Raw genomic sequence first — 26,605 nt, 5'->3', positions numbered from 1 at the left:
ATTATGGGAGATAGAGAATCGATAAATTTTACCCAAACCACGCCAAAACACTTGAATGGAGAGATTATTTGTAAAAACTATAGATGACTATAGTGGCAATTAGAAATGAAGGCGTGAATTAATGCGCTTGGTGCTGATGCTGGTAAAATCAATACTTTGCTTAGAGAAATTCAATAGAATTTGAGGTAAAAATGAGACACGATAAACTTTCACCTGGTCTGCTGTTAGCGTATGAAGATTACCAACGCGAAGGAGCGAAAGGTTTAACTATACAGACGCGATCGCTTGGTATTTTGACACCCAGAAGACCTATCCAGCAAACCAAGAGCATCGTTTTTATCTACTGCGACGAAGACGCTGACTTAAGACACTTGTTACAACAAGGTATCGAAGTCAACCAAAACACCGGAAGTGTGCGGACAGCTTATTTACCTCTCAGTACTTTAGACCCCTTATCTGAAGAAGATGCCGTCCATCGCATCAAGCCATCACGCAAAATGCATCTGCGGATGGATGTCGCGAAAAAAGACGTACATGTGCCAGAGTTTCAAAACAAAACCGGACTGACAGGGGAAAAAGTTGTTATCGGTATTGTAGACACCGGTATCGATCCGAAGCACCCCGCTTTTAAAGGTCGCATTTTACGCATTTGGGATCAAACTCTACCCGGTCCTGGTGTCAAAGAGGGCGCTTACGGTGCAGAATTAAGCAAAGACCAACTGACAATTTCTCAAGATATAGAAGGACACGGCACCCACGTTGCCGGCATTGCCTCGTCTGCTGACAGCACTTATGGTGGTGTCGCACCAAAAGCAGAATTAGTCATCGTCAAAACCGATTTACAAGATGCTCACATTGCCGATGCAGTTCGTTACATTTTCCGCGTTGCCGGTGAAATGAACCGCCCAGCAGTAGTAAACTTGAGCTTGGGTGGACACGCTGATGCTCATGATGGCAGCGACTCCTTATCAAAAATCATTGATACGGAAACCGGTCCTGGAAGAATTGTTTGTTGTGCCGCAGGTAATGAGGGTAACAGCAACATTCATGCTCAAGCGAAAGTCTCTACCAGTCGCATGTCTACTGTACGTTTTAATGTTCCCCAAAACCAAGTAGGCATTGCTTGGTTAAATGCTTGGTATTCTGGCAAAGGTCAGTTAGAAGTATCTGTGCGGACTCCCAACGGTTTTGTTACCCCTTTCCAAAAAATCATTACTGACGGCAATCCCACCCAAGATTACAAATTGCCAGATGCACAGGTGCAAATAGCCACACCAGGACCAGATCCGATGAATGGCGACCATAATTTCTTTGTGCAAATTCGCGGTAATGGTATAATGCCAGTTATGGGAGGTATTTGGCAGCTGCGGGTACGCAATAGAGGTTCGAGTGAAACACGTTTGGATGTGTGGACGCTAGATGACCAGTCGGCGGTATTTTTCACCGGTCAAAGTGTGCAGGATGCTGTGAAAATTGGTTCCCCAGGAGCTTGCAAGAATGCGGTTACGGTGGCTTCCTACACTACTAAAGTGAAATATACAGATATTGATGCCAAACCTCAAGAAATAGGCTTGGAATTGCATAGTATTTCTGATTTTAGCAGTGAAGGTCCGCTGCGGAATGATGCCCAGAAGCCGGATGTGGCAGCACCAGGAGCGATGATTGTTTCTACACTATCATCTACTGCTCAAGGTTTTGGGCGATCGTCGATGATTAATTCTAAGTTTGTGGTTTCGGCTGGCACTAGTATGGCAACACCTTTCGTTACTGGTTTGGTGGCACTGTTGTTGCAACGTAATCCCAAACTTGACCCAGCTGGGGTTAAAGAATTGTTACGTAAACATAGTTCCATTCCGAAAAAAGCAGCGGGAACCTTTGATCCTAAATGGGGCTTTGGATTGATTGATGCTAAAAATCTTTAAACACCCATAGAAGCACAATAAATTAGGTTTATATAGGGTAGGCAAAAAGTCTGCCCTTTTATTTTTATTTATATGTAGGGAAAAGTAAGTCCTGAGTAATTTTGAGAAATGCGATCGCTCAACTAAGTACTCGGACAAAAATATTTATAGTCATTGCGAGGAACGAAGCAATCCCAGTCCTTGCGATTGCTTCATTCCGCTTTGCTCCATTCGCAATGACATTGTGTAATTAATTCTGTCTGACTACTTATCATCTTCACGATGCAATAATTGGCGGTAACATTTCCAAAACCACAATTAGCTTGCACTTTTAATTATTAGACATCGACCGCTCTTTTATTATCCGTTGTCCCAAACCTTGTAGAGAGACGTAGCAGTGCTACGTCTCTACATAGTTTTCTGGAGATATCTATTTAATATCGTAGCATTTCTGTGTTACTGACATTATGTCTGGCAAATCACACATATTTAGGACTTACGCAACTGGCACATACATCGGGGTCAAGAGTCAAGGGTCAAAGGTCATTCATTCGGTGATTTTTTTGACTTTTGAATGCGTGACTCTTGACAACCTCTACGAAAAAAATATGACACGCAGCTTTAGTCCTAATATTGTAGAGACGTAGCACTGCTACGTCTGTGCGACGTCTATGGGACGGTTGCTTTTGGCAATTTGAAATGGGTGTTTATTTAAGCCGTAGTCTGCTAAATTAAGTTTCTACAACTTGAATATCATCGAGTTGACTAATCACCACATCAGCACCTTGGACATTATCTGATTTACCAATCCAAGTAATACCAATGCAACCTGCGGATGACGCGTTACGCGCCATTTGCATATCACCTACTGAATCACCTACCATCAAGGTGGCGCTAGGTTCTACTCCCAAAGATTTGCAAGCTTGTAAAAATAATATTGGATCTGGTTTACTCGGACCTTCATCTACTCCCATTTCCAGTTGAATGTAATCACTCAATTGGTGATCCTTGACAAATTCATTGACTTCTGCTGTGGTTGCGGCTGAGAGTATACCGAGTTTCAATCCGGCTTCCGAAAGGGATTTTAACACTTCTAAACTACCGACAAACAGCGGTGAAGAAGTTTTGCCGATGTATTTTTCGGCTTCATCTAAGGCTTGACGGGCAATTTTGAGTGATTCAAACCAACTTTTACCAGTTTCGGCAATATATGCGGCAGCAGCAACTTCTGTTTCCCGACGACTTGCCACGGAAATTAAACCGGCAGGATCTAAGCTTGAGCCATTAATTCCAAATGCCATTAACAAAGGTTCTCCAGTTCCAGGAACTTGAGCATCTACCATCCGTGCTGCTTTTTGTGCAAGCGATCGCAAATACGTTTCTGAGTCTTCCAGAGTACCGTTTTTGTCAAACAAAATCGCCTGGATATTAGAAAACGTCATGTTTCTACATTTAATAGTTGCCACAATCCACCCTATTTAAATAATTCAAAATTTTTAATTTACATAAAAAAAGAGAGAAAATTCTCTCTCTTTTCACAATAATTTCCAGGGTATTATTATTCTATGCTGAAGGTGCTTCCTCAAGGTTGGCTGAAGGTATATCTTCTTCCACTGCTGAAGGTACATCTTCTTCCACTGCTTCGACTGCTGAAGGTATATCTTCTTCCACTGCTTCGACTGCTGAAGGTATATCTTCTTCCACTGCTTCGACTGCTGAAGGTACATCTTCTTCCACTGCTGAAGGTATATCTTCTTCCATTGCTGAAGGTACATCTTCTTCCATAGCCGAAGGTATATCTTCTTCAGCTACCGCAGTCACACCTTGCTGTTTAGCTAACATTTGTTCGCGATATTTAGCAGCCATTTCTTCTGCTTTATCGTAGACCAAATCGCGATTTTTAATCATGTCACCTGGTTCGGGTTCCAACTGTTTTGTAGACAGAGAAATCCGACCTCTTTCTGCATCCAAGTCAATGATCATGACTTTCACTTCATCATTGACATTAAATACACTGTGAGGTGTATCAATATGTTCGTGGGAAATTTCAGAGATGTGCAACAGACCACTCACACCACCAATATCAATAAATGCACCGTAAGGTTTGATACCGCGAACTGTACCTATGACAACTTCGCCAACTTCTAAGCGATTCATCTTACGCTCAACCAGTGCGCGACGATGGGATAGAACTAAGCGATTACGCTCTTCGTCTACTTCTAAGAATTTCAATGGCAAATCTTCGCCTACCAATTCTTCTTTAGGTTTGCGGGTGCTAATGTGAGAACCTGGGATAAAACCACGTAATCCCTCAATTCTGACCAAAGCTCCACCACGATTGGTGGCAAACACACCAGAACGAACTGTAGCATCTTCTGCTTGCAACTGCCGTACTCGCTCCCAAGCTCGCATATATTCAATGCGACGAATGGAAAGAGTTAATTGACCATCTTCGTTTTCATCTGTGAGGATGAAAAATTCTCGCGTTTCGTTTGATTGTAAGACTTCTTCCGGGGCATCGACCCGGTTTATAGACATTTCCTGTATAGGTATATATGCTGCGGTTTTTGCACCAATGTCAATCAGAGCGCCGCGCGGCTCTATACTGAAAACGGTTCCTGGTACAACATCTCCAGGGCTAAAGTGATAATCGTATTTGTCTAATAGAGCAGCGAAATCTTCGTGAGTGAAGCCTATTTCTGTAGCGGTTAATTTCTGATTGACCATGCTGATTTGTACCTGGTTTTAGTCTCCGTAAAGTTATTGATCGGGCTTTGAATGTATATGTAAGCGGCTTTGTTGCGCCTGTTTACACCTACATTTTTTCTATCTTAGCGCAGAAAAGTGAGTTTAACACATATCACTTCCAAATGGAATATTGTATCACACATCAAAAGCCGTAATTAATCATTTATTAATTATTTTCGGTGTTTAGGATAAAAAAAGAAACAACAAAGCAGGAGTCAAAAGTCAATAATCAATAGTTGTACAGACGTGAGGAACATCGCGTCTGTAGGAGTCAAAAGTTAGGAGTTGCACAAAATACCATGCGTTGGATTGTGGCTGTTGAAAGACTGAATTTTTTGTTGATACACTGATAATCAAAAAAATATCCGCTGCTAGCAAATAGTAACAGCGGATATTTGTTTATATTTTCTCCTTAAAAGCCTAGTAACAGAGAAAATCTACTATTCGTCTTTATTGTCGATGCGGGGAGGTTCGCGAAATGCGATCGCAAAGAAAAGAACTCCGATTGCCAAGGTCAAAATCAAAATGTATGCAATGCTTTCCATATCAGAACTTCCTACCTGTCCAGCCAGTCTAGTAATGATAGTGTACCAAGATACAGTCCATAAAGGATGAAGTCTTAAAGATAGAGGATGAAGCACGAAGATTTACAAACTTCTTTTTTATACTTCATCCTTCATCTTTTATCCTTTATTAAGCTTCCTTACGGCGGGTTGACTTGTCACCCACTTTCTGGAATAGACCCCATTCAACTTGTTCTTCAAGATCCGCGTCAACACCAGCAAACACGTCTCGGTAGATTGTCCGAGCGCCGTGCCAGATGTGACCAAAGAAGAACAGCAGAGCAAATACAGCATGACCGAAGGTAAACCAACCTCTGGGACTGGTACGGAAGACTCCATCGGGTTTACCATTGCTGGCTCGGTCTGCGTCAAACTCAAACGGTTCACCCAACTGTGCTAGACGTGCGTACTTCTTAACATCAGCTGGATCTTTAAATACTTGTCCGTTTAGTTGACCACCGTAGAAGCTAGTAGTCACACCAGCTTGCTCAAAGCTGTATTTTGATTCTGCCCGACGGAAAGGAATATCCGCACGGACAATACCATCAGCATCGGTCAAGATGACAGGGAAGGTTTCAAAGAAGTTCGGCAGACGACGTACTTCTAATTCACGACCTTCGCTGTCTGTGAAGACTGGATGACCCAACCAAGATTCAGCAACACCATTGGTTTTATTCATCGGTCCGACGCGGAACAAACCACCTTTAGCGGGGCTATTTCCTACGTAGTCGAAGAATGCCAGCTTTTCGGGAATTCGTGACCAAGCTTGCGAAAGACTTGCGCCATTGGCAACGTCAGCTTGTACGCGCCGATTAATTTCTTGTTTGAAGAAATCTTGATCCCATTGATAACGGGTAGGACCAAACAGTTCGATTGGGGTAGTGGCGCTACCGTACCACATTGTGCCGGCAACGACGAAGGCGGCAAAGAATACTGCGGCAATACTGCTAGAAAGTACAGTTTCGATGTTCCCCATCCGTAAAGCTTTATAAAGCCGTTCGGGGGGTCGTACTGTCAGGTGGAATAAGCCAGCAATAATACCAACTACCCCAGCAGCAATGTGGTGAGCCACAACGCCACCAGGATTATATGGGTTAAACCCAGCCGGTCCCCACTCTGGCGCTACTGCTTGAACGTGACCCGTTAAGCCGTAGGCATCAGAAATCCACATCCCCGGTCCAAATAGCCCGGTGAGGTGAAAAGCACCAAAACCAAAACAAAGTAAACCAGATAAGAACAGGTGAATGCCAAACATTTTTGGCAAATCGAGAGCGGGTTCACCAGTGCGGGGGTCTTGGAAGAGTTCCAAATCCCAGTAAACCCAGTGCCAAACGGCGGCTAAGAATAATAGACCAGAAAGAATGATGTGAGCAGCGGCTACACCTTCAAATGACCAGAAACCAGGATCGTAACCAGGCTGTCCTGTGACGTTCCAGCCGCCCCAAGAACCAACTACGCCTAAGCGTGACATGAAGGGTAGTACATACATCCCTTGACGCCACATGGGGTTGAGTACGGGATCGCTGGGGTCAAAAATAGCTAGTTCGTATAAAGCCATCGAACCAGCCCAGCCTGCCACTAGCGCTGTGTGCATCAAGTGTACAGATATCAGCCGACCCGGATCGTTCAGAACAACTGTATGTACTCGGTACCAGGGTAGTCCCATTGACTACGCTCCTCCTCGATGAATTATGTTTACAAGCAAGTTTTCGTTTTTTTGTTATTGCCACCAAATTTTTCTTCCTTGCCTTAAAAGTCAGACAATGTAGAAAATTTGGCAATGCTCACACGAATAAGGTAATCTTACCCCGGAGGGTAGCGATCGCCCGTTTACACCGCACGCAGTAAATTTTATTTGATAAAATTCACTTTTTGTTCCGGAAGGAACAAGACAAACGTTTTTAAAGCGTTTGGGCGGTTGAAAGTGCTTTGCTATCGCAAGCGCAAAAATGAGAATGTTTTAAAAAGTGTAACTATTGATGGACTTGTTTGCAAGCGGGTAAGTTATCGGGATCGCGTAGCATTACGGATGAAAGTGAGGAGGGGGGGAGGGTGAGAAACAATTCTTCTGATTTTGTTCCCCTTGTCTCCCTTGTCTCCCTTGCCTCCCTTGTCCCCTTGTCCCCTTGTCCCCCTGTCCCCCTGTCCCTCATGTCGTCGGGGCGTTTTTCAGCCATTCAATTAGGGATTTTAAGTCGCCAGACAGTGCGGATTCGCCTACGGTGATGGTATGTTGCTTACCGTTATCTTCTACAGTCAAGGTATATTGAAAGCGATCGCTTGATCGCGTATCGGAAGTGATTGTTTGCGGTAATTCAAAGAAACCCGCTGATTGAATTAGTTGAGAAACCTGATTAGATTCGTTTGCTGGCAGAGTAGCTGTGTCAATATTTGTTGTTTTGATGATTCCAGCAAAGCCACCTGAGCGTTCAAAGGAGATCCGCATTTTTAATTCTCCGTCGTGTTGTATGCGCTAGACACAAAGGAAGTGGAAATTAATTCTCCGTTGCCCGATATGCGATCGTAGTGACGTTCCACACCGAACGTCTCTACATAATACAGACGTTCCACACCGAACGTCTCTACATAATACAGAATAATACAGACGTTTGGTGTGGAAAGTCTCTACATAAATAATACAGACGTTCCACCGGAACGTCTCTACAGAACTCCTACCTTTTGCCAAGCATTCTGCACAGCTTTCTGTTCCTTGCTATCATTGCCGTAAAGTTCGCCAGCAACTTGGATAGTTGTTTGAGCAGCGCGTTTAAAGTTGGCTTTAGAACGGAGGCGATCGCGTAAACTTATGTACCAGATTTTGCCTGCTTTTTCCCAAGCATAACCGCCAATTTCCATTGCCGCTAAGTAAAAAGCGTTGTTGGGGATACCTGAGTTAATATGCACTCCAGCGTTATCTTGCATCCCCCTGTAAAGGTCTTTATAATTTGCTGGTTGTGGGTCTTTACCTAACACGGGATCGTCGTATGCTGTTCCTGGGGCTTTCATTGAGCGGATACCTACACCCTTGACATTTGGCGCAAATAGTCCTTCCCCAACAATCCAACTCGACTTATCTACCGTCTCATTATTTACTCTTTGTTTGACCATGATACCGAAGACATCCGACATTGACTCATTGAGTGCGCCAGATTCCCCAAAGTATATTAAAGCAGCTTCATACTGAGTTACACCATGAGTTAACTCATGTCCAATCACATCAATTGATTTTGTGAAGCGTTGAAACAACTGTCCATCGCCATCACCATAAACCATCTGACTGCCATTCCAAAAGGCGTTGTCATACTTCACACCGAAATGCACGGTAGAGTCTAAACGCAACCCCTTATCATCAACAGAATTGCGCTCGAAGATTTCATCATACAAATCATAAGTTGCCCCAGCACCATCGTAAGCCTCATTCACCGCCTCATCACTGCTAGCAGAATCGCCTTCACTACGTACTAACTTGCCTGGGAGTTGTTCGCCATTTTTGGCATCGTAGACGGTGCGACGCTTTTCACCGGGTTGAGCTGTCAAGTTAATACCACCCACCACATCGCGGCGTCCGCGAAGCTGTGCAGAAACATTTAATGTATGAAAAGCCCACTGACGCTGTTCAGGATTGCCATTGACAGCAACCTTTTCTAGCATATGTGGGGGGACGATGCAACAAATAGGGCAGCGAGAATAAATTTTATGCTTACAGTCAAATCCTAACGATCTTTTATTGCTTCTAGTCATGCAAGATGTTCTCCTTGTATTTGTGGTTTATCTGTTAAGAGAATCTTCTACTTTGTATTTTCGACACATCCCTTAAGATTTTACAGTACCTTCACAGGGTACTTTTGTGGTAGGGTGTTGCATCAAAACACAAGGGAAACGTTGATGCGGGGAGTTTCACCGGAAAACTAAAGCGTCAATCAGCAACACCTCGTTAAATTTACCCAACGGGTTTATATAATAGTTCCTGTTAAGGGTATTTGTGCTATTTATTACTATTTTGTTAATAAAAGGGAATGGATAATGGGGAATGGGTATCGGGCATTGGTAATAATTCTTTCCCTTTTCCCCTTTTCCCCTCTTCAAAAAGCCCGTTGCCCACGATCAACTCTACAACAAGGATAGTGATGTCGGTAAGTAGAATACGCTATGATTGGGACTATAAAGAGATTTGGACGGTATATAATACGCCATTGCTAGAGCTGATTTATCAAGCTGCTACCGTACATCGTCAATATCATGACTCAACAAAAATTCAAGTTTGCAAGTTAATTTCCATTAAAACGGGAGCTTGTCCAGAAGATTGCAGCTATTGCGCTCAATCTTCTCGCTACAAAACTGAGGTGAAGCCACAAGCACTTTTAGAGAAGGAAACTGTAGTTAGCATTGCCCAGAAAGCCAAAGAAAGCGGTATTAGTCGTGTGTGTATGGGTGCAGCTTGGCGAGAAGTACGCGATAATTCGCAATTTGATGAAGTGTTAGAGATGGTCAAAGAGGTGACAGCGTTAGGTTTAGAGGTGTGCTGTACTCTGGGAATGCTGAGTGAATCTCAGGCAAAGCGCTTAGAAGATGCGGGATTATATGCCTATAATCATAACTTGGATACGTCAGCAGATTATTATAACACTATCATTACAACGAGAACTTATGGCGATCGCCTCTCAACAATCGATAATGTCCGCTCAACAAACGTAACTGTATGTTCTGGCGGTATACTCGGTTTAGGGGAAAGTGTTGGCGATCGCGTTTCCATGTTGCAAACTCTGGCAACACTACAACCACATCCAGAATCCGTACCAATTAATATTCTCTCCCAAGTTCCCGGCACACCATTAGAAAATCAGCCTGATGTCCCCATTTGGGATGTCGTGCGAATGATTGCCACTGCTCGTATTTTAATGCCAGCTTCTGACGTGCGCCTTAGTGCCGGGAGAGCAAGACTTTCCCAAGTTGAGCAAGCCTTCTGCTTCATGGCAGGGGCAAATTCCATCTTTTCTAGCGACGACGGTCACATGTTAACCGTCACCACTCCTTGCCCAGGATACAACGCCGACCAAGAAATGCTCAACTTACTTGGTTTAGAAATGCGTCCTTCTAAAAATCGAGCTGTTTGCTAGCAGGGGAATGGGGGGATGGGGAGATGGGGAGATGGGGAGATGGGGAGATGGGGAGATGGGGGGATGGGGAGAGGGGGAGAAAGAATTGTCTCCTTGTCTCCTTGTCTCCTTGTCTCCTTGTCTCCTTGTCTCCCTTGTCTCCCTTGTCCCCCTTATCCAATTAAATAATCTTGGCGCTACGTAGACCAAACAGCAGAGCAACAGCTATACCAAAAAACAAACCCAAAAAGCCAATATAAGATATCAAAGCAAACATTTACGTTTCTCCATAAGACTTCACTAATATCTATTCAAGCATCAGTCAAGAGTTATTAATCACTTTTCCCCCTTGTATTCTTGCCTTCACCTGCGTAGAATGCGAGATCATAGGGCATAGGGCAGTTTATTGATGGCTATAATTAATGTAAATTTACCGGAGCAATCTTATGAAATTGCGATCGCATCTGGTAATCTAGATAATCTCGGCGAACAAATGAGCAGTTTGTCGCTGGGTAAGAAGGTACTGCTAGTTTCTAACCCGACAATTTTTAAGCATTATGGGGAAAGAGCGATCGCATCCTTGACATCTGCTGGTTTTGAAGTTGCCAGTTCCATGCTTGCACCCGGAGAACGCTACAAAAACCTAAACTCCATCCAAAAACTCTACGACGTTGCCCTAGAAAATCGCCTAGAACGCTCCTCAACAATGGTGGCTTTGGGGGGGGGTGTTGTTGGTGATATGACAGGCTTTGCAGCTGCTACTTGGCTGCGCGGAATTAATGTTGTGCAAGTGCCGACTACACTTTTAGCAATGGTAGATGCGGCAATTGGTGGCAAAACTGGTGTAAATCATCCCTTAGGGAAAAACTTGATTGGGGCATTTCATCAACCGCGTTTGGTTTTGATTGATCCAGATGTGCTGAAAACCCTGCCTATGCGTGAGTTTCGCGCTGGAATGGCAGAAGTTATTAAGTACGGTGTGATTTGGGATGCGGAATTGTTCGCCGAAATGGAAGCGACTAAGAACTTAAATCAACACCGCTACGTCAAGCCGGAATTAATCGACAGCATTTTAACTCGTTCTTGTCAAGCTAAAGCTGATGTTGTCAGCAAAGACGAAAAAGAAGCCGGACTGCGGGCTATTCTTAATTATGGTCACACCATCGGACACGCCGTAGAAAGCTTGACAGGTTATCGTTTAGTAAATCACGGTGAAGCTGTGGCTATTGGGATGGTAGCAGCAGGACAGATTGCTGCCGAATTGGGGATGTGGCAAAAAGAAGAAACGCAAAGGCAAGACGCTTTGATTGCCAAAGCCGGTTTACCGACAAAATTACCCGATGGGGTGGATATTGAAGGGATAATTGAGGCGTTGCAAAGTGATAAAAAAGTTAAAGACGGTAAAGTTAGGTTTGTTTTACCAACGCAGATGGGTGTAGTGACGGTGACTGATGAAGTCCCATCGGATATTATCACAGCTGTGTTGCGGGGAATGCAAAGTTAGCGGCACATATTCGTAGTGAGCGCTTCAGCGCTCAAACAAGCACTAAAGTGCTTACTACGAATAAAATATTTAATCAATGTCCTGATTTGGTAATTGAAATTATTTCCCCAGGACAAACCTTTGGACAAATGGCAGCGAAAGCAAAAGACTATTTAGATGCTAAGGTGCTGCGGGTTTGGGTGCTAGATAGTAAGGCGAGAAGCATTACCGTTTTTTATCCAGATCCGGCGCCGCAGACTTATAAGTAGGTAAACATAATTAATTACACAATGTCATTGCGAATGCAGCGTTCGCGTTGGCAAAGCCTCTCGCAGAGAAGCGTCCCGAAGGGAAGCGAAATGAAGCAATCGCAAGGGCTGGGATTGCTTCTCTTCTCCTGTCGGAGACGCCAAGGGCGAACGAGACGCTCCGCGAACGCTTCGCTCGCAATGACTGTAATTAATATTGCGTAGTTACTTATGGGTGAGGAATTGCTTACAGATTCGCTGTTTGCGGGATTAGAATTTAGTGTTGAGCAAGTCTTTCAAAAAGCGAAGATACGATAAATAGCCGTCTTTATAATAATCAATCCTTTGTAGAGACGGCGATTTATCGCGTCTTTGTGATTTATAATTTTCATCAACAAACCTTATCCGAACCGTATTGGCTATTCTCAATTAGCGTCCAGACTCGCCCAGAGTTAAAACTCAGGGCTAATAGCTCAAGTCCACTTAAGTGGACTAAAACCTTTATCTAGTCGTCTTTAGACGACTTTAGCTATTAGCCTTAGAATTCATTCTAAGGCGGTTGTTGGGATTGGTGCAAGATGTCAGGTTAAAGGAATGTAATGTAAGCAAAACTTACCGCGACGTAAGATGTGTGTGATTTCGGTTTTGGCTGGAGGAAGTATTTTTCCTTCCTACTCTCCATCTTTCACTTTCTCTTGCTGATGCCAAGCTTGATAAAAAGCGGGGTAGGACATACTTTGGGCGCACTTCCAGATAAATTGGTAGCACTCATTGAATTGCTGAAAGTGATTTTTGCGAGTTTCAGGTGATAAGTAATTCTTTAACGCACTGACAACACTTGGCATCTGTTCCTCTGACAGAATTTCCTCTAAGTTTGATACCGCTTGCCTTCGGGTATAATCATCCACTTGTGGTTTGGCGATTAACTCTACCAAAGCATCAATTGCTTCTTTGTTGCCTGGGTCAATTTTCTCTAAGCTATCTGCCGCTTGGATTCGGATATAATCATCCAGTTGTGGATTGTCGATTAACTTGACCAAAGCAGCGATCGCTTCTTTGTTGCCAGAGCCAATTTTCTCTAAGCTATCTGCCGCTTGCCTTCGGGTATAATTATCCACTTGTGGATTGCCGATTAACTCCACCAAAGCATCAATCGCTTCTTGGTTGCCAGAGCCAATTTGCCCTAAGCTAAATACCGCGTCCCTTCGGGTAGAATAATTCAGTTGTGGATTGCCGATTAACTCCACCAAAGCATCAATCGCTTTTTGGTTGCCAGAGCCAATTTTCCCTAAGCTTGATGCCGCTTCCCTTCGGGTATCTTCATCCAGTAGTGGATTGCCGATTAACTCCACCAAAGCATCGATCGCTTCTTCGTTGCCAGAGCCAATTTTCCCTAAGCTAGATGCCGCTAGCCTTCGGGTATCTTCATCCAGTAGTGGATTGCCGCTTAACTCCACCAAAGCATCAATCGCTTTTTGGTTGCCAGAGCCAATTTTCCCTAAGCTTGATGCCGCTTCCCTTCGGGTATCTTCATCCAGTAGTGGATTGCCGATTAACTCCACCAAAGCATCGATCGCTTCTTCGTTGCCAGAGCCAATTTCCCCTGAGCTAAATGCCGCTAGCCATCGGGTATCTTCATCCAGTAGTGGATTGCCGATTAACTCCACCAAAGCATCAATCGCTTTTTGGTTGTCAGAGCCAATTTTCCCTGAGCTAAATGCCGCTAGCCATCGGGTATCTTCATCCAGTAGTGGATTGCCGATTAACTCCACCAAAGCAGCGATCACTTCTTCGTTGCCAGAGCCAATTTCCCCTGAGCTAAATGCCACTAGCCATCGGGTATCTTCATCCAGTAGTGGATTGCCGATTAACTCCACCAAAGCAGCGATCACTTTTTGGTTGCCAGAGCCAATTTCCCCTAAGCTATATACCGCTAGCCATCGGGTATCTTCATCCAGTAGTGGATTGCTGATTAACTTCACCAAAACAGCGATCGCTTTTTGGTTGCCAGGGTCAATTTGCCCTAAGCTTTCTGCCGCTTGCGTGAGGGTATAATCATCCTGTTGTGGATTGCCGATCAACTCCACCAAAGCATTAATCGCTTTTTGGTTGCCAGAGCCAATTTCCCCTAAGCTATATACCGCTAGCCATCGGGTATCTTCATCCAGTAGTGGATTGCCGATCAACTCCACCAAAGCATCAATCGCTTTTTGGTTGCCAGAGCCAATTTCGCCTAAGCTTTCTGCCGCTTGCCTGAGGGTATAATAATCCTGTTGTGGATTGCCGATTAACTCCACCAAAGCATCAATCGCTTTTTGGTTGCCAGAGCCAATTTTCTTTAAGCTAAATAGCGCTTGCCTTCGGGTATCATCATCCAGTTGTGGTTTGTCGATTAACTCCACCAAAGTATCAATTGCTTTTTCGTTGCCAGAGGCAATTTCCCCTAAGCTTTCTGCCGCTAGGTTTCGGGTAGAATCATCCAGTTGTGGTTTGTTGATTAACTCCACTAAAGCAGCGATCGCTTTTATGCGATTTGTCTGAGGTAGTGCTGTCCTTGCTCCCTCTTCGATTAGGTAGAGAAAATCTACCCACTTGTTTTGTTCAACTTTAAACTCGCCAAAGCCCCATTTAACGATTTCCGCCACAATAGCATCTGCTTTTAAAGAGTTTTTCCACTCATCAACCCCCGCAGCAGCGAGAAAATAAGCGCGAAACTCGTAAAATCCCCTTCTGACTCTATCAATAGCTTTGTATTCTCCGCACCCATCATCAAATTCCATCAACTTCTGAATAAACTTTTCCTTCTCCTTCTTCTCTACATCCTCACGTCCCAACCACAGCAAAATCACCTCTTTCCACTGCGGTGCAAAAATGCGATAAACGCCTTGCGCGGGGTTGTCGGGAACATGATTCAGAAAATCGTGCCAATTCTCAACCGCCAACGCTGCAAAATATTCCTCAAATGTGGGATGGTAGAAAGCGTAAACTTTCTCTTTCGTTGCTGATTCCGCAGCGAGTCCAACTTCATTTAGCCATCCCAACTTTAACGCTAACCAAAATAAAGAATTTTGCTGTTTTGGATCACCTAATTCCTCACGCACCAACTTATGACGTAGCCGAAACCGTGACGTTTCTTGATCAATTGCCCGTTTTGCCAAACGTCCTAACGCTGCGTTTAATTCCTCTTGCTGCTGTTCGGTGGTAGGGAAGCGGTTTTCTTTCCACTTGTAAACCTCTTCCACAAACTGCTGATAAAGTCCGGCTTTAGTTTCCGGTAAACCTTTATCTGAACCTTGCCAAGTGCTACACAACAACGCTAACCGCAAAGGATTTTTAACTAAATCTTGGATGCGCTGACGTTCAGCTTGATTTAACTCCCTCCATAATTCTTCCCCCTTGTTACTCCCCCTCTCCTTAATAAGGCTACCGTGTACACACAAGTCGGAGTTACTTTGAGATCCGGGTTTTACCCCCCTTAATCCCCCCTTGGAAAGGGGGGAAACAAGAGATTCTTGTCCCCTCCCCTTTCCAAGGGGAGGGTTAGGGTGGGGTAATTCGAGAACTGGTAGTGATTCGATAACTTGTGTGTACACCGTAGCCTTAATAAGGAGAGGGGGCTGGGGGGTGAGGTTCCGAGGTTGAAACCACTTCTCGATAAACTCTTGCACCTGTTGCGGATATTCAAAATTCAGCAAGCGATACATCTCGAAATTTTCTAAAGCGTTCGCGTTTGCTTCCCAAACATTCACCCGACAAGTCAGCACAACCCGCGCATTTTTCACCCATCCCGTCAACTGCTGGGAAATCTCAGTTAATGGTTGGAGTGAGGACATTTCATCTGCTGCATCCAACAACAACCACACAGAATTATTCTTGAATAATTCTACAAAAGCGTTTTCCTGTTCTTCTGTTACACGCGGCACTTCTAAAGCACTTTTCAGCCAATTTTGCAGCAGATATTGTTCTACACTCTTTCCTTGCAAGTCTGCCAAAGAAATCCAAATTGGTAAACCGAGATTGTTGTTTAATATCCAAAAAGCTATAGTTTGCAACTGAGTAGTTTTTCCCGCACCCGGTTCCCCAATCAAAGCGATGCGGTGTCCTTGAGTTTTACCAACACCATTATCGATAATTTGCTCTAAAAAAGCCTGATGTTCAAACCGCTGCTTCTCTTCATAACTCGGTTCGTAAAGTTGCGAACCTTGTTCTGGGGAAATATCCTCGCTGCACTTCTTCGGTTTGGTACGCTCCACCAATGCTAAAGGGACATGAATATCTTCTAGGTCAAATTTCATCTCATCATCAGCAAACAGCAACTGATTTGTGGTGAGACGCTTGTGCTTTTCCAGCATAGCGCGGCAGATTTCTTGCCAATCGAAGCTTTTATCTGTTGTTTGTACCTGGAATGTTTCGTTTGAATTCGTCTTTCCGTATTCCTTCCACTTCTGCCTAACCACCTCCAGATTCTCTTTTATCGTCGCTGTCTGATGTTTTAGCGTCAGGGTAAATTTCCAATAACCTTTATTATTCGCGGCTTTTTGCGGTTCTCGCACTCCCAACTTCCATAGCCAATCAAGTGCAGTTTGAAGCTCTTGTAATTCTCTTTCTTTCTCAGAAACGCTAGATTCTGCTTTTTGTCGGGGAAGTTTTAAAGTTTTACCAGCATTTTTAATCTGGTTGAGTAAATGTTCCTTAGTTGTACCAACTTCAGTTGTTTTGCTTCTGTTTCCTGTTGTCTTTTTGATTTCATATCCGGTGATTCGCAGCTTATTAGCTTCCCAGACAACGCAAAGTGAAAGTTTTGATTCACAGTCTTGCTGTTCCGACAGTTGCAGCAATGCTTCTACCAGACTGAGTACATTCTCTAAAGCTGATTTATCTTCCCGAATATGTCTTGACATCAGTCAAATATAAACAAAATCGAAATAATTTGTAATTACCCAAACAAACAAGCTTCCCCAAACCGCAAAACCTGACGATACAAGCATTATAGATGCTGTGTGGGGGATGTGTCTGGGGAAATACCCAAAAAAATAATTGACCTTGTAAACCAAAAAACAAGGTAAATTCAGATGTCAGCCAACAAACTTGGTAAAAGTGCAACTCAAAGAGCAATCGCTTTGTTGTTAATTCTGCAAACAATGTTAATTGGTGTAAGTGCCGAAAACCGCATTCAGCAGGGAGACTCACCAATTGAGGTTTTGATGTGGATGATTAACCAGTGTATCCCAATCCTGAAACAAGCCAGCAGTTTGCAAGATAAACAGAAAAAGGACGACTAACTGAACGGTAATGCCATTGTGACTCGACACAATGGCATTGTGACTCGATACAATGGCATTGTGACCCGATACAATGGCATTGTGACCCGATACAATGGCATTGTGACTCGACACAATGGCATTGTGACTCGATACAATGGCATTGTGACTCGACACAATGGCATTGTGACTCGACACAATGGCATTGTGACCCGATACAAGTAGTCGGACAGAATTAATTACACAATGTCATTGCGAATGCAGCGAAGCGGAATGAAGCAATCGCAAGGACTGGGATTGCTTCGTTCCTCGCAATGACTGTAAATATTTTTGTCCGACTACTTATTAACGTTTCCAGGCTAACCAAGCCGAAGATAACTTCTTAAGACTTTGCAAACGGGCAATGCTATACTTATCAGCAGCTTTGCGGATAGATTCTGCTTGGGTAGGATATGGGTGAATTGTTTTAGCGATCGCATTCAAACCCAAATTATTCGTTATTGCTAAGGTCACTTCGCTAATCATCTCACCGGCATGTCGAGCAACTATGGTTGCTCCTAAAATCTTGTCTGTTCCCTTCTTTACATATAACTTGGTAAATCCCTCAGTTTCCCCATCAACGATCGCTCGATCCACATCGTTGAAAGGTACGCTAAATGTATCAATCTCAATACCCTTTTCCTCAGCTTCTTGCGGATACATCCCTACATGCGCTACTTCAGGGTCAGTATAAGTACACGAAGGCATAATCAAAGAACTAAGTTTCTTACGTCCCACCCCAAGAATCGAAAACAGGGCATTTTGAATTACAATTCGAGCAGCAGCATCAGCGGCATGGGTAAATTTCCATTTCATGCAGACATCTCCCACCGCATAAATTCGGGGATTAGTTGTCTGTAAATAGTCATTAATTATAATACCTTGCTTTTCATCATATTCTACACCCACAGCTTCCAAATTCAAATTTTCTACATTCGGCGATCGCCCAGTCGCTACTAAAATTTCATCAACTCCAAGCACTTCCTCTTGTCCGTTAATCTCGTAACGAATGACTTTTTCTGCATCGTCGTGTTCAATGCGTTTAATTTTAGACTCAAAACGTAATTCAATACCCTCGCGCACAAAAGCTTTTTGAATCATCTCTGCGGCTTGAGCATCTTCACGACTCAGTAAGCGCGAACCTCTTTGTAGTAAAATAACTTGTGAACCTAAGCGTTGAAAAGTCTGAGCTAATTCGCAACCGATGTAACCTCCACCAATTACTGCCAATCTACTTGGGCATTGTGTCAGAGAAAACACGCTTTCATTAGTCAGATATTTTGTTTCATTTAAACCATCAATTGCTAATTTATTAGGGTGCGAACCTGTAGCGATCGCCGCCTTTTTAAAGTGTAAAATACTTTCGCCCACTTCTACCCTATCACTATCTTTAAATCGAGCCTCGCCAAAAAACACATCAACGCCAAATTCTTCTTGAAAGCGTTTAGCAGAATCATTGGGACTAATTTCTGACCGTATTCGTCGCAACCGCTCCATCACTGCCGGAAAATCAATGTTAATCTGATGACGGTTGTCAATGCCAAATTCTTGTGCGTAATAGATATCTGCAACTACCCGTGCAGAGCGAATCAGAGTTTTTGATGGTATACAACCCACATTAGTACAATCACCGCCCATCAAGTGCTTTTCTATCAAAGCTACTTTCGCACCTAACATTGCTGCACCGGCAGCAGTTACCAATCCAGCCGTACCCGCACCAATGACAACTAAATTGTAACTCGGTGCAGGTTCAGGATTAACCCAATCTGGAGGATGAAGGTTATCAATTAACTCCTGATTATACCGATCCATTGGGGAAACGGTTAGGGTGCTAACTGCTGTGGTCATAATGATGCATTTTTTGTGACAAGAACTGATTAAATATGCTACACAGAAAGTGATTAATTTTCCTCTAGCTAAAGTTGGTTATATTAAACTTTGGTTAATTTGGCTCTAATCGTCTCTATGCGTTTGCGGTTTACGCCCAAATCACTTTGACCCAAACGCGACGCCGAGCGTACTTGGATGACGTTGGCTTTGCGGTCTAGATAAAATTCTACATCATCGACAAATCCCATTAAAGCGCTTTTAAATTCTGCATACAAATAATCATTGTTTTCTGTGATGATTTTGGTTCTAGGCAAAGATTGAATCACACTTTTGAGTTTAGCGATCGCTTGTTCTGGGGTAGAATTGTAAGTTAACGGTGCTATTGCATGTCCGACATCTGAACTTTGACTAGAAACACAGTTAGGGCTATTAGGACAAGGTGCTAATTTCCCATTGTTCACACCTAAATTGTTTGGTCGTTTGCCAGCAAAAACCATAATTATGCTCTTATAAATAGATACACTGTATATTACTCTACAACGTAGTGAGCAATTTATTGCTCAATTATTAATGCATCTACTTTTAGGTAGATTTATCCTAAATATATGAGTAATTCGTAGTGAGCAATTTATTGCTCAATTAGATTTAAGCACTGAAGTGCTTACTACGTTACAATGCTAAAAAGCGATCGCTATGAATCCAACTTTATCTGGAATTTGAAAGCGATCGCTCTTGTGTGTTAATGAAGAGTGCAAGCCTTACATTTTACCGTGTTGCATTACTTGTTGCAGATGGTGACGGATTTCTTGTGCTTGTTCCATATCAGAAGAGCGCAACTTCTCGAACAACTCTACACAAGGTTGAGAACCTGCTTGCTGTGCATCTTGAATGTAAGTTTCGTAAGCTTTAACTGCTTCCGCCTTGTTGTGCAGCACAGTGATAAAATCGTACTCAAGATTGCTAATGGGTTGAGAATTTCCGTTACCTGTAGTCATAAATTAACCCTCCTAGTGGTGCTAATTAATTTGTACCCATCATAAAAGAGTCATTCATCTGCCCAAAAGCGTAGTTACAAATACATTATTAACAACCTTGGTATGATGCATTTGCCACTTGTTGAATATCATCACTAGTTTATAGCGCTTCCCAGTCAGCTGAGGTACAAACTTATCTGCGTCCATCTGCGTTTATCTATCTTCATCTGCGGTTAATTCAATATTCTGTACCTCATGAATAGCTGCATAATTACATCGACCAAAATTAATTATGCGCTATCCAAAACCCTTGTAGAGACGTAGCACTGCTACGTCTCTACATATTTTGCGGAGATGTCTATTATGCAACGGGTTTATTTTCATCACTATAATGTGAGAATTCGTTTTGATGTTCTCTACCTCCTCGATGCCTAATAGGACAATATTTGGTGTTAGCACTAATGCAATCCATATGTGGGGTTTTGGCACACACTACTAATAGCATACCAAGAATAAACAATAAGCCACACATTGCGGCTGTTTGCATCCAAGAAATTTCTAACGCTCCATGAACAACTATTTCTCGCAATACAGATACAATTGTTACTTCCACTGCTACACCGACAGAAATACTATGTTCTTGTAAGTAAACTATGAGCAATCGAAATAACTCAACCAGAATCAAGATAAATAGCATCTTGGAAGTCACATATTTATAGTCTAATGCCTGAGTGAGGGCAGTAAATATCCCCCACAACTGCATTACCATCACAACAAACAAAGTCAAACACAGAATTATAACGATTAAGTCTTGGAAAGCCTCCATGTTGCGAACAATTGCATGTCGATCAAACCAGCGATCGCCAAATAAAAATTGACTCTTGAGGCGCTTTTGCTTGTACATTTGTATTCTCATGGGAACAATTTACGACGACACCAGTCCAACCTATCAAGAAGAGGGGGAAAGGTTAAAGGGGAAAGGGGAAAGGGAGAAGAAATTGATATGGGGATTGCCAGAGCGATGGTTAAAAGCCGATGAACAAACCCTAATGTTTCTTCCTTTTTCCTTTTTTATTTCCCCTTTACCCCTCCTTGATAATTCTATTGTTACCCAATGTGAAGCAATCGCACCTCAACGGGGTTGATAATTTAAATTCTGTACTTGTTGTAACAATTGTTCGGCATTTCTTGCCCACAAAGTATTATTTTGAGAATTATATAAATCTCTGGCATATTGTAATACCTCTGCGGCTTGCGGATATTGTCTTAATTGCATAAAAACTAACCCCGCACCGTAATAAGCGTTGGGATAATTTGTGTTTGCCTCAGCGGATTTTCTAAATGCTTCTAAAGCTTCTTTTAATTTATTTTGGTTATACCAAATCGTTCCCAAAGTATAATGAGCTTCTGAATATTTAGGATTAATTTTAACTGCTTTACGAAATGCATCTTTAGCTTGATCAAGTTTGTTTTGTTGCAGATAACATATTCCCAGATGATAAGCTGGTTCTGGTGCATTTTTACTATATTCCATTGCTTTTTTAAAAGATGCGATCGCTTTATCCCAATCCCGTTGTTGCTCTCGCAGCAAACCAAAATTATAATGAGCAAAACCTAGCTTGGAATCAAGTTGCAAAGCTCGTTGCAAATAATCATTTGCCTGTTGTAAATTATTACCTTCCAACAACGCTCCCCCCAAATTAGCAAAAGCCGGTGCAAATTTAGGATCGGCTAGAGTTGCGCGATAAAATGCATCTGCCGCAGGTTGTAATTGTCCGACTTGTCGCAGGGCTAACCCTAAATTATAATGTGCTGGTGCCAAATTCGGATCCAGCTTAATTGCTTGGTTAAAAGAAGCGATCGCATCTTCTACTCTACCCACATTTATCGCTTGCAAGCCTTGATTTAACCAATCTGTAGCAGTTTGATTACTATTATATTGTGCCAGCTTTACAGGAGGATAAAATTGTAGAGACGCGATTAATCGCGTCTGTGCGGGAGATCCGATTAATCGCGTCTGTGCAGAAGCAGAGGAAGACGGTAAGATAATCCCGCTACCCAACAAAATCAAACTTATCAGCCTTCCTATGCGATATTTATAGAATGATAATCTCATTGACTTTTACTCCTTGCGACATCTTTAGTGACGTTTACTTCACTAAAAGCTTTGTTTGAAAAGAAATGTTTTTACAAAACTTTGGAAATTTGTATCAAAGTTTGTACAACTTAAATTTTCTTCAGGTAAATCTTACAACAAGCTACGATTTTTTGTTAACTAGGTTAAAAGAAGGATAATGACAAATTAAAGAGGGGATAACAATCGTGCATCAAGATTTTTATTCCCAAATAAATCTGCATATGCGGCTGTAAGCTCACCGCAAAGGAGGTTTTATGAACGAAAAAGTAAAATCGGGTTCGCGAAACGTTGCAATTGTCGGTCCTTATTTAAGCGGGAAGACCACATTACTAGAAAGTTTGTTATTTGTCACAGGAGCAATTTCCCGCAAAGGCAATGTCAAAGATGGGAATACAATAGGAGATAGTGCGGCAGTAGAGCGCGATCGCCATATGAGTGTTGAAGTAAGCACAGCAAGCACTCAATACAACGATATTCGCTTTACCTTTATTGATTGTCCCGGTTCGGTGGAATTTGCCCAGGAAACCTACAATGCTTTAATAGGAGTCGATGCAGCAATTGTAGTTTGCGAACCGATACGCGATCGCGTCCTTACCCTAGCACCTTTATTTAAATTCCTTGACGATTGGGAAATTCCCCATCTCGTCTTTGTGAACAAAATGGATCGGGCAAATATCCATGTTCTAGAAACTTTACACGCTCTCAAAACTGTTTCTAGTCGTCCTTTGGTAGCACACCAATATCCCATCATGAATGGGGAACAGCTAACCGGCTTTATCGATTTAGTCACCGAACAAGCTTATCAATATCATCCTGGGGCACCTGCCGATCCCATCCCGTTTCCCGAATCTCTTAAAGAAGAAGAACACATCGCACGAGCAGAAATGCTTGAAGCTTTAGCAAATTTTGACGATCATTTACTCGAAGAACTTTTAGAAGACATCGAACCACCCCAAGAAGAAATTCTCAAAGATTTAAAACTGGAATTAAGCGCAGATTTAGTAGTACCTGTTTTCTTTGGTATTGCCGAACTTGATTATGGTGTGCGACCTTTATTAGAAGCTTTATTACGCGAAGCACCGGAACCAGAAACCACCGCAGAACGCCGTTTAAAAGACCGCAAAGGCAATACTCCCATAGCGCAAGTCATAAAAACCTACTATACTCCTCAAGGTGGGAAACTTTCTCTAGTGCGTGTTTGGCGTGGTAAACTAACTGATGGTATTCTCCTCAACGGCGTTCGTGCTGGGGGAATTTATCGCCTCATGGGACAACAACAGAAATCACTTCAAGAAGCTGATGCTGGGGAAATCGTCGCTTTAAGCCGTTTAGAAAATGTCAAAACTGGGGATACACTTTCTTGTCAACAATCAAAGGAATTACCAAAAGCTGAACAATTAGAACCAGTTTATGCTCTGGCAATTACTCCCGAAAAGCGCAACGATGAAGTTAAACTTAGTGGTGCGATCGCCAAACTATTAGAAGAAGATCCATCTCTTGCTTGGGAACAACACGGTGATACTCACGAAGTTATTCTTTGGGGACAAGGTGAAATACATTTGCAAGTCGCTTTAGACAGATTGCACCGCAAATATAATTTACCAATGACAACTCACCTGCCGCAAGTTCCTTATAAAGAAACTATTCGCAAACCTGTAGAATCGATTCACGGACGCTACAAACACCAAAGCGGTGGACATGGACAATTTGGCGATGTTTTTCTCGATATTAAACCTTTAGGACGCGGTGAAGGCTTTAATTTTAGCGATCGCATTGTCGGTGGTGTCGTTCCCAAACAATACATTCCTGGGGTAGAAATGGGTGTACGTGAGTTTTTAGCACACGGTCCCTTGGGTTTCCCCGTGGTAGATGTAGCGGTAACTTTAACGAATGGTTCTTATCATAACGTTGATAGTTCCGAACAAGCATTTAAGCAAGCTGCTCGATTAGCAATGCAAACGGGAATACCTAAAGGAGAACCCATTTTGCTAGAACCAATTCTACATGTGGAAGTGACAACCCCCAGTGAATTTACCTCAAAAGCCCTGCAACTTTTAAGTGGCAAACGAGGTCAAATTTTGGGCTATGAAGGAAGAAACGATTGGCAAGGATGGGATAATATCTCAGCTTATTTGCCCCAAGCCGAAATGCACGACTTTATAGTAGAGTTGCGATCGCTTACTTTAGGCGTCGGTTCCTTCCACTGGCAATACGATCATTTGCAAGAAGTGCCGGAAAAACTTAGCGATCGTATTGTTACTATTAATGGCAACGGTAACGGCAAGTAATTTTGAATTTGCGATTAGTCTAGAATCAACATTAGCCCGGAACATTAAGTTCCGGGTTAATAGTTGAAAGTCCGGTGCGGCAGTCACTTGAAAGACTGATGGGAGGTATAGAGTAATCCAATGAGTAACTTTGCCTCCCTTCAAAATCGTGCATTCCGAGGAGAATTATAATAAAGTGCCAGCCAGAGACTCCATTCACGAAACTGTTAAAGAGGCAATTATCAAAGACGGTTGGGAAATTACGGACGATCCCTATGTTATTTCCTATGGTGAGCGTTTTTTATTTGTGGATCTTGGTGCAAGTGGCTTTATTGGAGTTCGGCAGGGAAATAAACACATTGCCATTGAAATTAAACAATTTCGTGGACAATCTCAAGTAGCTGACTTAGAGCAAGCTATTGGTCAATATACGCTATATCGCCTGTTACTTAATCAAGTCGATCCAGAACGTGACCTTTATCTTGCTGTTTCTGAAGCAACCTACAGCGACATATTTACTGAACCAATTGGAAAACTAGCGATTGCCTACGGCAGGCGGTTACGCCATCGCTCAACTACCTTTAAAGCTGATTATTGTAGATTTAGAGAAAAAGGAAGTAAGCCAATGGATACCATCACGACAAGCAGAGAAATCGTCAAACAGGTAATTAGTGATTATGCCAAACTACGCCCATCTCACGGTAATATTCGCTTAGATGCCATATTTGACGAGATGCGCGATCGCTATGCTCTGATGCAGGTTGGTTGGGATAGAGGAAAGCGGGTGCGTGGCAACCTGATCTATGTAATTATCGAGAATGGGAAAGTAATAATTGAATACGATGGTATGGAATGTGGAATTACTCAGGACTTAATTAATAAAGGTATTCTTGAGCGTGATATTGTGCTGGCTTTTCTACCGGATTCGCAGCCTGTTTCTATAGCTTGAAAATCGGGAGAGCGATTGCAGAGTAGGAAAAATTTCAATAAAGATGAAAAGCTTATTTTATAAGCCTTACATTATTTAGTAATAGTGCGATCGCTTACTTTAGGCGTCGGTTCCTTCCACTGGCAATACGACCATTTGCAAGAGGTGCCGGAAAAACTCAGCGATCGCATTGTTACTATTAATGGCAACGGTAACGGCAAGTAATTTTGGATTTTAGATTAGTTTGAGATCAATTTCTACGGGTGCGATCGCTCAATTCTGATTGAGTGATTATTTCACTTTTGGTGTATAAAGTTTACTCTGTCTAGTTTTCAGTCTTTTTTTACATCCACTGGAAACAAGAATACTTTAGTTGGAAACAGGAACATTCTCGTTTGCAACACGAAAGTTCGGGTTCTGAACATGAAACGTTGAGTTCAAAACAGGAAACTTGGAGATAAAAGCTAGAGTGATGAGGTTGGGAAGGTAAATTTTCTTGTTCTTATTAGAGATGATCGCGCAAATTTGCTAAATTCTCACGCACTCTCACAGTATTAGGATGATTCCCTCCTAAACTTTGCTCGAAAATATTCAAAGCTTGGAGATACAGGGGTTCGGCTTGGTCGTACTTTCCTTGGGAATAGTAGAGTTTAGCCAAGTTGTTGAGGCTTTGGGCGACATGGGGATGATTGTCTCCCAGCAGGTATTGTCTGAGTTCTAAAGCTTGGAGATACAGGGGTTCGGCTTGGTCGTACTTTCCTTGGGAATAGTAGAGTGCAGCCAAGTTGTTGAGGCTGGTGGCGACATCGGGATGATTGTCTCCCAGCAGGCTTTGTCTGAGTTCTAAAGCTTGGAGATACAGGGGTTCGGCTTGGTCGTACTTTCCTTGGGAATAGTAGAGTAATGCCAAGTTATTGAGGCTGGTGGCGACATCGGGATGATTGTCTCCCAGCAGGCTTTGTCTGAGTTCTAAAGCTTGGAGATAAAGGGGTTCGGCTTGGTCGTACTTTCCTTGGCAATTGTAGAGATATGCTAAATTGTTGAGGCTGGTGGCGACATGGGGATGATTGTCTCCCAGCAGGCGTTTCAAGAGGTCTAAAGCTTGGAGATACAGGGGTTCGGCTTGGTCG

Annotated in this window: 24 protein-coding genes and 1 pseudogene; 9 read left to right on the top strand and 16 right to left on the bottom strand. The window is 42.9% G+C overall.

Annotation, left to right across the window (positions count from 1 at the left end; genetic code table 11):
• The first annotated feature begins 191 nt into the window (after positions 1 to 191).
• On the top strand, positions 192 to 1,922 hold the full coding sequence (locus TOL9009_RS0122850) for a S8 family peptidase (protein WP_029634913.1): 1,731 nt from the start codon (positions 192 to 194) through the stop codon (positions 1,920 to 1,922).
• Positions 1,923 to 2,632: 710 nt separating this feature from the next.
• Here the strand turns inward: TOL9009_RS0122850 and TOL9009_RS0122845 are convergent.
• The 4 genes from TOL9009_RS0122845 to psbB all read right to left on the bottom strand — a co-directional run bounded on the left by TOL9009_RS0122845 (position 2,633) and on the right by psbB (position 6,878).
• A complete protein-coding gene (locus tag TOL9009_RS0122845) occupies positions 2,633 to 3,367 on the bottom strand; it encodes an HAD family hydrolase (RefSeq protein WP_029634911.1) in 735 nt (244 codons plus the stop codon).
• 97 nt (positions 3,368 to 3,464) lie between these two features.
• Positions 3,465 to 4,628, bottom strand: a complete 1,164-nt coding sequence (locus TOL9009_RS0122840; protein WP_029634909.1) for a 30S ribosomal protein S1 — start codon at positions 4,626 to 4,628, stop codon at positions 3,465 to 3,467.
• A 461-nt stretch (positions 4,629 to 5,089) separates the two neighbouring features.
• A complete protein-coding gene (locus TOL9009_RS0122835) occupies positions 5,090 to 5,194 on the bottom strand; it encodes a photosystem II reaction center protein T (protein ID WP_029634907.1) in 105 nt (34 codons plus the stop codon).
• 148 nt (positions 5,195 to 5,342) lie between these two features.
• Positions 5,343 to 6,878 carry a photosystem II chlorophyll-binding protein CP47 gene (psbB, locus tag TOL9009_RS0122830; RefSeq protein WP_029634905.1) on the bottom strand — a complete coding sequence of 512 codons (1,536 nt, stop codon included), beginning with the start codon at positions 6,876 to 6,878 and terminating at the stop codon, positions 5,343 to 5,345.
• Between psbB and TOL9009_RS46080 the strand changes: the two genes are divergently transcribed.
• Positions 6,878 to 7,060 (top strand): hypothetical protein, encoded by a 183-nt coding sequence (locus tag TOL9009_RS46080; protein WP_144238312.1) that lies wholly within the window; start codon positions 6,878 to 6,880, stop codon positions 7,058 to 7,060. The two genes, psbB and TOL9009_RS46080, sit on opposite strands and share 1 nt — an antisense overlap.
• Before the next feature lie 125 nt (positions 7,061 to 7,185).
• Here the strand turns inward: TOL9009_RS46080 and TOL9009_RS46075 are convergent, their stop codons facing one another.
• The 3 genes from TOL9009_RS46075 to TOL9009_RS0122815 form a co-directional block, all read right to left on the bottom strand.
• Positions 7,186 to 7,389: a hypothetical protein gene (locus tag TOL9009_RS46075; RefSeq protein ID WP_144238311.1), complete on the bottom strand. Its 204-nt coding sequence runs from the start codon at positions 7,387 to 7,389 to the stop codon at positions 7,186 to 7,188.
• Positions 7,362 to 7,658: a protealysin inhibitor emfourin gene (locus TOL9009_RS0122820; RefSeq protein WP_029634901.1), complete on the bottom strand. Its 297-nt coding sequence runs from the start codon at positions 7,656 to 7,658 to the stop codon at positions 7,362 to 7,364. The genes TOL9009_RS46075 and TOL9009_RS0122820 overlap by 28 nt, the downstream gene beginning before the upstream one ends.
• A gap of 215 nt (positions 7,659 to 7,873) precedes the next feature.
• The gene (locus TOL9009_RS0122815) at positions 7,874 to 8,953 is read right to left on the bottom strand and encodes a M4 family metallopeptidase (RefSeq protein ID WP_029634899.1); all 1,080 of its coding nucleotides are present in this window, start codon (positions 8,951 to 8,953) and stop codon (positions 7,874 to 7,876) included.
• A 386-nt stretch (positions 8,954 to 9,339) separates the two neighbouring features.
• Between TOL9009_RS0122815 and bioB the strand changes: the two genes are divergently transcribed.
• Positions 9,340 to 10,329, top strand: a complete 990-nt coding sequence (bioB, locus tag TOL9009_RS0122810) for a biotin synthase BioB (RefSeq protein WP_029634897.1) — start codon at positions 9,340 to 9,342, stop codon at positions 10,327 to 10,329.
• A 160-nt stretch (positions 10,330 to 10,489) separates the two neighbouring features.
• On the opposite strand, the gene petL is transcribed toward bioB, so the two are convergent.
• Positions 10,490 to 10,585 carry a cytochrome b6-f complex subunit PetL gene (petL, locus tag TOL9009_RS42650; protein ID WP_063628699.1) on the bottom strand — a complete coding sequence of 32 codons (96 nt, stop codon included), beginning with the start codon at positions 10,583 to 10,585 and terminating at the stop codon, positions 10,490 to 10,492.
• Positions 10,586 to 10,714: 129 nt separating this feature from the next.
• Here petL and aroB point away from each other — a divergent pair, with 129 nt between their 5' ends.
• Together aroB and TOL9009_RS40180 are read left to right on the top strand one after the other, a co-directional pair.
• Positions 10,715 to 11,812 (top strand): 3-dehydroquinate synthase, encoded by a 1,098-nt coding sequence (aroB, locus tag TOL9009_RS0122795; RefSeq protein WP_029634895.1) that lies wholly within the window; start codon positions 10,715 to 10,717, stop codon positions 11,810 to 11,812.
• Between the two features lie 47 nt (positions 11,813 to 11,859).
• Positions 11,860 to 12,054 (top strand): annotated as a pseudogene (locus tag TOL9009_RS40180) (Uma2 family endonuclease); the annotation flags it as partial.
• Between the two features lie 656 nt (positions 12,055 to 12,710).
• Here TOL9009_RS40180 and TOL9009_RS44640 read toward each other — a convergent pair.
• The gene (locus TOL9009_RS44640; protein WP_051502997.1) at positions 12,711 to 16,940 is read right to left on the bottom strand and encodes a HEAT repeat domain-containing protein; all 4,230 of its coding nucleotides are present in this window, start codon (positions 16,938 to 16,940) and stop codon (positions 12,711 to 12,713) included.
• Between the two features lie 171 nt (positions 16,941 to 17,111).
• Between TOL9009_RS44640 and TOL9009_RS0122780 the strand changes: the two genes are divergently transcribed.
• The gene (locus TOL9009_RS0122780) at positions 17,112 to 17,321 is read left to right on the top strand and encodes a hypothetical protein (protein WP_029634892.1); all 210 of its coding nucleotides are present in this window, start codon (positions 17,112 to 17,114) and stop codon (positions 17,319 to 17,321) included.
• On the opposite strand, the gene TOL9009_RS46060 is transcribed toward TOL9009_RS0122780, so the two are convergent.
• From TOL9009_RS46060 to TOL9009_RS0122755, 5 genes are all read right to left on the bottom strand, one after another.
• Entirely contained in the window at positions 17,318 to 17,506 is a 189-nt protein-coding gene (locus TOL9009_RS46060; RefSeq protein WP_144238310.1) for a hypothetical protein, read from the bottom strand. The two genes, TOL9009_RS0122780 and TOL9009_RS46060, sit on opposite strands and share 4 nt — an antisense overlap.
• A 139-nt stretch (positions 17,507 to 17,645) precedes the next feature.
• Positions 17,646 to 19,187 (bottom strand): dihydrolipoyl dehydrogenase, encoded by a 1,542-nt coding sequence (gene lpdA, locus TOL9009_RS0122775; protein WP_029634890.1) that lies wholly within the window; start codon positions 19,185 to 19,187, stop codon positions 17,646 to 17,648.
• An 83-nt stretch (positions 19,188 to 19,270) separates the two neighbouring features.
• A complete protein-coding gene (locus TOL9009_RS0122770) occupies positions 19,271 to 19,666 on the bottom strand; it encodes a DUF1499 domain-containing protein (RefSeq protein ID WP_029634888.1) in 396 nt (131 codons plus the stop codon).
• 261 nt (positions 19,667 to 19,927) lie between these two features.
• Positions 19,928 to 20,164 carry a hypothetical protein gene (locus TOL9009_RS0122765; RefSeq protein ID WP_029634886.1) on the bottom strand — a complete coding sequence of 79 codons (237 nt, stop codon included), beginning with the start codon at positions 20,162 to 20,164 and terminating at the stop codon, positions 19,928 to 19,930.
• Between the two features lie 340 nt (positions 20,165 to 20,504).
• Positions 20,505 to 21,047, bottom strand: coding sequence for a phosphate-starvation-inducible PsiE family protein (locus TOL9009_RS0122755; protein WP_038297477.1), 543 nt, complete (start codon positions 21,045 to 21,047; stop codon positions 20,505 to 20,507).
• Between the two features lie 10 nt (positions 21,048 to 21,057).
• On the opposite strand from TOL9009_RS0122755, the gene TOL9009_RS0122750 reads away from it, so the two are divergent.
• Entirely contained in the window at positions 21,058 to 21,288 is a 231-nt protein-coding gene (locus tag TOL9009_RS0122750; protein WP_029634881.1) for a hypothetical protein, read from the top strand.
• On the opposite strand, the gene TOL9009_RS0122745 is transcribed toward TOL9009_RS0122750, so the two are convergent.
• Complete coding sequence (locus TOL9009_RS0122745) at positions 21,276 to 22,259, bottom strand: tetratricopeptide repeat protein (protein WP_029634879.1); 984 nt, start codon at positions 22,257 to 22,259, stop codon at positions 21,276 to 21,278. The genes TOL9009_RS0122750 and TOL9009_RS0122745 overlap by 13 nt on opposite strands.
• Positions 22,260 to 22,534: 275 nt before the next feature.
• Between TOL9009_RS0122745 and TOL9009_RS0122740 the strand changes: the two genes are divergently transcribed.
• Together TOL9009_RS0122740 and TOL9009_RS49575 are read left to right on the top strand one after the other, a co-directional pair.
• Positions 22,535 to 24,568: an elongation factor G gene (locus TOL9009_RS0122740; RefSeq protein ID WP_029634877.1), complete on the top strand. Its 2,034-nt coding sequence runs from the start codon at positions 22,535 to 22,537 to the stop codon at positions 24,566 to 24,568.
• A 175-nt stretch (positions 24,569 to 24,743) separates the two neighbouring features.
• The gene (locus TOL9009_RS49575; RefSeq protein ID WP_260675931.1) at positions 24,744 to 25,496 is read left to right on the top strand and encodes an element excision factor XisH family protein; all 753 of its coding nucleotides are present in this window, start codon (positions 24,744 to 24,746) and stop codon (positions 25,494 to 25,496) included.
• A gap of 484 nt (positions 25,497 to 25,980) precedes the next feature.
• Here TOL9009_RS49575 and TOL9009_RS49570 read toward each other — a convergent pair.
• Positions 25,981 to 26,605, bottom strand: a 625-nt coding sequence (locus TOL9009_RS49570) for a tetratricopeptide repeat protein (RefSeq protein ID WP_038296535.1), incomplete at its 5' end; no start/stop codon positions are given.

It is taken from the genome of [Scytonema hofmanni] UTEX 2349, from assembly GCF_000582685.1.
Taxonomy (GTDB): Bacteria; Cyanobacteriota; Cyanobacteriia; order Cyanobacteriales; family Nostocaceae; genus Hassallia; species Hassallia hofmanni.
Note: the sequence above shows the minus strand (reverse complement) of the source record. Positions and strands in the feature narration are given on the sequence as shown.